This is a genomic window from Barnesiella sp. CU968 (genome assembly GCF_905219685.1).
Classification (GTDB): domain Bacteria; phylum Bacteroidota; class Bacteroidia; order Bacteroidales; family Muribaculaceae; genus Lepagella; species Lepagella muris_A.
Genome location: NZ_CAJMXD010000267.1, coordinates 1 through 4,080, shown reverse-complemented (window position 1 = coordinate 4,080; position 4,080 = coordinate 1). Strand labels below are relative to the sequence as shown.

General features: G+C 48.3%; 5 protein-coding genes and 1 pseudogene. 4 read left to right on the top strand and 2 right to left on the bottom strand.

Annotated elements, in window-relative coordinates; all coding sequences use genetic code 11:
- The 4 genes from JX312_RS09950 to JX312_RS09935 all read left to right on the top strand — a co-directional run.
- On the top strand, positions 1-611 hold a 611-nt coding region (locus tag JX312_RS09950; protein WP_204457881.1), incomplete at its 5' end, for a peroxiredoxin.
- Between the two features lie 37 nt (positions 612-648).
- A complete protein-coding gene (locus tag JX312_RS09945; RefSeq protein WP_164916592.1) occupies positions 649-984 on the top strand; it encodes a translation initiation factor in 336 nt (111 codons plus the stop codon).
- Positions 985-1,468: 484 nt separating this feature from the next.
- Positions 1,469-2,677 carry a UDP-N-acetylglucosamine 4,6-dehydratase gene (locus JX312_RS09940; protein ID WP_123404897.1) on the top strand — a complete coding sequence of 403 codons (1,209 nt, stop codon included), beginning with the start codon at positions 1,469-1,471 and terminating at the stop codon, positions 2,675-2,677.
- Between the two features lie 9 nt (positions 2,678-2,686).
- Entirely contained in the window at positions 2,687-3,415 is a 729-nt protein-coding gene (locus JX312_RS09935) for a cytidylyltransferase domain-containing protein (protein ID WP_123404899.1), read from the top strand.
- Between the two features lie 9 nt (positions 3,416-3,424).
- On the opposite strand, the gene JX312_RS09930 is transcribed toward JX312_RS09935, so the two are convergent.
- Complete coding sequence (locus JX312_RS09930) at positions 3,425-3,694, bottom strand: hypothetical protein (protein WP_123404901.1); 270 nt, start codon at positions 3,692-3,694, stop codon at positions 3,425-3,427.
- Positions 3,695-3,715: 21 nt separating this feature from the next.
- Positions 3,716-4,080 (bottom strand): annotated as a pseudogene (locus tag JX312_RS09925) (aspartate/glutamate racemase family protein); the annotation flags it as partial.

Genomic DNA, 4,080 nt, shown 5'->3' with positions numbered 1-4,080 from the left:
GTATAATAGGTTATTATGTGCTTACAAAGATAGTTGACGGGAAGCCGCTTTATGATCCGGCTTCCGCTTCGGATGCAAAATATTATGCCGCTGTCGCGACTGCCTTCGATCAGTTCCGTCCCAATGACCCTCATGCGGGAATGTTGCGTGATGTCAGCCTTCAGGCATTGCGCCGCCGCAATGCCGGGCAAGGGAAGACACGAGTGGTTGAGGCGGAGGAGATAACGATGATCGACATCGATCTGCCCAATGAGAACGGCAAAAATGTGAAGCTTTCAGACGTCGCGGGTAAAGGGAAAAAGACGGTTTTGATTTTCAGTATGATGAACCAGCCTGAATCTCCTGCCCTGAATATCGCGCTTTCCGAATTGTTTGACAGTTTCGGCGGTAATGTGGCTTTCTATCATGTTTCTTTTGACGCAGACCAGTATGCCTGGAGGGATGCGGCACGCAATCTTCGCTGGACCACAGTTATAGATCCGGCGGGAATGACTTCCGACGCGCTCCGTTCTTATAATGTCGGTTCCATGCCAGTTTTCTTCATATATACGGCAGACGGTCAGCTTGCAGACCGCGCGCAGAGTGTGGCTGAACTCCGTGAGAAACTTTAAACGGAGTTCGCGACAACTTCTTATAATTACTGAAGATATGGACTGGAAAGATATGCTGTCTCACCTTAGAGACGAATTGCCTCAGGCGGAGGAGTCTGCGGAGGAGACGGCTGATGAGATTCGTGCGGAAAAACAGGGACTGAAGAAGGAAACAATCCGCATAGTCGTGGAGAAAAAAGGTCGCAAGGGTAAGACCGCCACGATAGCGGAGGGTTTTACTTGTGATGACGATGAGCTGGGGGAGGTGGCGTCAAAAGCCAAACGGCATCTTGGTGTCGGCGGAAGCGCGAGGGGCGGTGAAATTCTGATGCAGGGTGAATGCCGTGATCGACTTGCCGCATTTCTACGCACGCTCGGTTATGCCGTAAAATAACTCATGGCAAAAGAAACAGAGCATTGATTATATAAACGACTTATGACAAACGACAAACCGCGGCTCTTGCGGACCACGGTTTGCGAGAAAGGCTCCGACTCTCGTAGGAGCCTTTCCTCTTCGATTAAGGTCAAAATAATAATCAATTACCCTGTTGCTTGCATGCTTATAATGATTCTGTCATTATCTGTGTAAAACGTAAGTCGTTGGAAACCTACCGGGGAACATTAGTCCCCGATGCAAAATTACATAAGACTATTTTCTTTGCAAAATTTTTCATATTGTTATAAAACATACTTTTACAATCAGATATGCGGCAATCGACTGAATCGCTTCCGGATTCTGTCCGGATTCAGTTTGTCAATTATTTTTCTTCAACCCGATAAAATTCGTTATATTTGTGATTGTATTCGAATGACAAGCGGACGGAATCGGTTCCTTTGCTTGGAATGACATTACTGCATATAATAACATTAATGCACAGATGCTGAATTTAGATAAGTTTATTGCCGAATGTGTGACGGAGCGTCCACGTTCGATGTTTATTGACGATATTGATGCCAACCGTGACGTGCTTTCGCGTGAGATATGCGGAAAGAGAGTGCTTGTGATCGGTGGCGCCGGTTCGATCGGTTCCTCTTTTATAAGAGCGTTGCTTCCTTTCATGCCGTCGAGGCTTGTTGTGGTGGATCTTAACGAGAACGGACTTGCGGAACTGACGCGAGACCTGCGTTCTACCGAAGGGATGTATGTGCCCGGCGATTTTGTCACATATACCATGGATTTCGATTCAAAGGTATTCCGTAGGATATTCCGTGAGGAAGGAGGGTTCGATATTGTCGCCAATTTCTCGGCGCATAAGCACGTGCGTTCGGAAAAAGACAGAAATTCGGTGCAGGCATTGCTTGAGAACAATGTGGTGAAGGCTGCGGGATTACTTGAGCTTCTCGCATCGAATCCTCCGCGACATTTCTTCTGTGTCTCAACCGACAAGGCTGCTAACCCTGTCAATATCATGGGTGCGAGCAAGCGGATAATGGAGGATCTGATCATGGCATATGCCGACAGATTCAAGGTTACTACAGCGCGTTTTGCGAATGTCGCTTTCTCTAACGGCTCTTTGCCCGCCGGTTTTGTGGAGAGAGTGATGAAAAGGCAGCCGATAGCGGCGCCGGAGGATGTGTTGCGTTATTTTGTTTCACCTGAGGAGAGCGGACAGATCTGTCTGCTTGCATGCGTTCTCGGAAGAAACGGAGAGGTTTTTTTTCCGAAACTCGGCGAGGAAAAAATGATGCGGTTCTCGACAATCGCCGACCGTTTCCTGCGCTGTCTCGGTTATGAGCCGAGGAGATGCGGATCTGATGAGGAGGCAAAGCGTTTTGCCGCAACGATGCCGGAAGATACCAGGGAATGGCCAGTGGTATATTTCCGCAGCGATACAACCGGAGAAAAAGATTTCGAGGAGTTTTTTGTCGAGGGAGAATCCGTGGACATGGCTCGTTTCGCCGCGCTCGGTGTGATTTGCGAGTCTTGCAGACGCAGTGCGGACGAGGTGAGAGAGTTTATCGGCGAGCTGGAGGGAATTTTCGACAACCCCGGATTCACAAAAGAGGATATTGTAAAGGTACTAAAAGATTTTCTCCCTAATTTCGAACATGAAGAGAAAGGGAAGAATCTTGACCAGAAAATGTAGAATATTGTTATGAAGAAAGCTAATTATCTGATAACCATATGTGCCCGGGGCGGTTCAAAAGGTATTCCCGGAAAGAATATCAAGGAGATAGGGGGTAAGCCTCTGCTTGTTTACACTGCGGAAGCGGCTCTTGAGTATGTGCGGAAGCATCCGGCGGATATTGTGTTGTCAACAGACTCTGAGGATATCAGAAGGGTTGGTGCCGAAGCTGGTGTGCCGACAGATTACGAGAGACCGGATTTTCTTGCCGATGATGTCTGCGGAAAACCGGAGGCAATCAAGGATGTCATGCTCTATGCAGAGAAACATTACGGCAAGAGATATGATTATGTGATTGACCTTGATGTCACTTCCCCGATACGTACGCTTGAAGACATAGAGAAGTGTGTGGAGATGATTGCCGCCAACGATGATGCGCTTACAATCTTTTCAGTGAGTCCGTGCGGCAGAAATCCTTATTTCAATCAGGTGGAGGAGAGTGAAGACGGTTATTGCCATGTGGTGATAGACGGTAAATTCACAACCCGTCAGGGCTCTCCGAAGGTTTATGACATCAATGGCTCGATATACGTCTATCGCCGTGAGGCTCTTGATTGCGAGAATCCCCGTGCGGTCACACCGCGTTCTATCATTTATGTGATGGATCACATTTGTTTTGACCTTGACGAGCCGCTTGATTATGAATATCTCGCCTATCTCGTTGAAAGCGGGCGCCTAAAACAGCTTCTTAAGAAGTAAGAAGTCGTGTTACGGATTATAGAGGTCTTTGTTGCGGTAATCGAGTATTTCAGTTGCCGCGCGAAGAGCCTCTTTTGCTTTGCCTGAGGGATTGATTTCGATGGCGGCGAGGTAGTCGTTTATGGCGAGTGATCGTTTGCCGGCACCCCAGTGTCTCATTCCGCGTGCTGTGAGTGCCTCATCGTCGTCGGGGTTGTCTGCTATGTATTGTGTCAGTGTCTCCACCGCTGTTTCATAAGATGCGGTGCGGAGTTCTTTTTTTAACTGGTCGAGTGTCATGTCTGCTTTTATTGAGTATTGTCACAATGTTATACGTGATGAAGCGACAGGCGACTGCATGAATAGGGTTGCGAGTGAGTCGAATTTATCGGGGCTCTCTGTTGTCAGAAACTCAACTGAGCCCTCTTTTGTGCATTCCCTTTCCATTGCCGGGTGTCTGCGAAGGTAGTCGGCGAGACTTTCCGCCACGAGTTCTCCCTGCGGAAGTATTCTGACATTCTGCGGTGTGTACTGTCTGATTTTGTCAAGTAGCAGCGGATAGTGCGTGCAACCGAGTATCAGCGTGTCTATGTCCGGGTCGGCAGCCATGCATTCATCCACATATTTTTTGACAAAGTAGTCGGCTCCCGGTCCGTCGGCTACTCCTGTCTCGACGAGTGGAACCC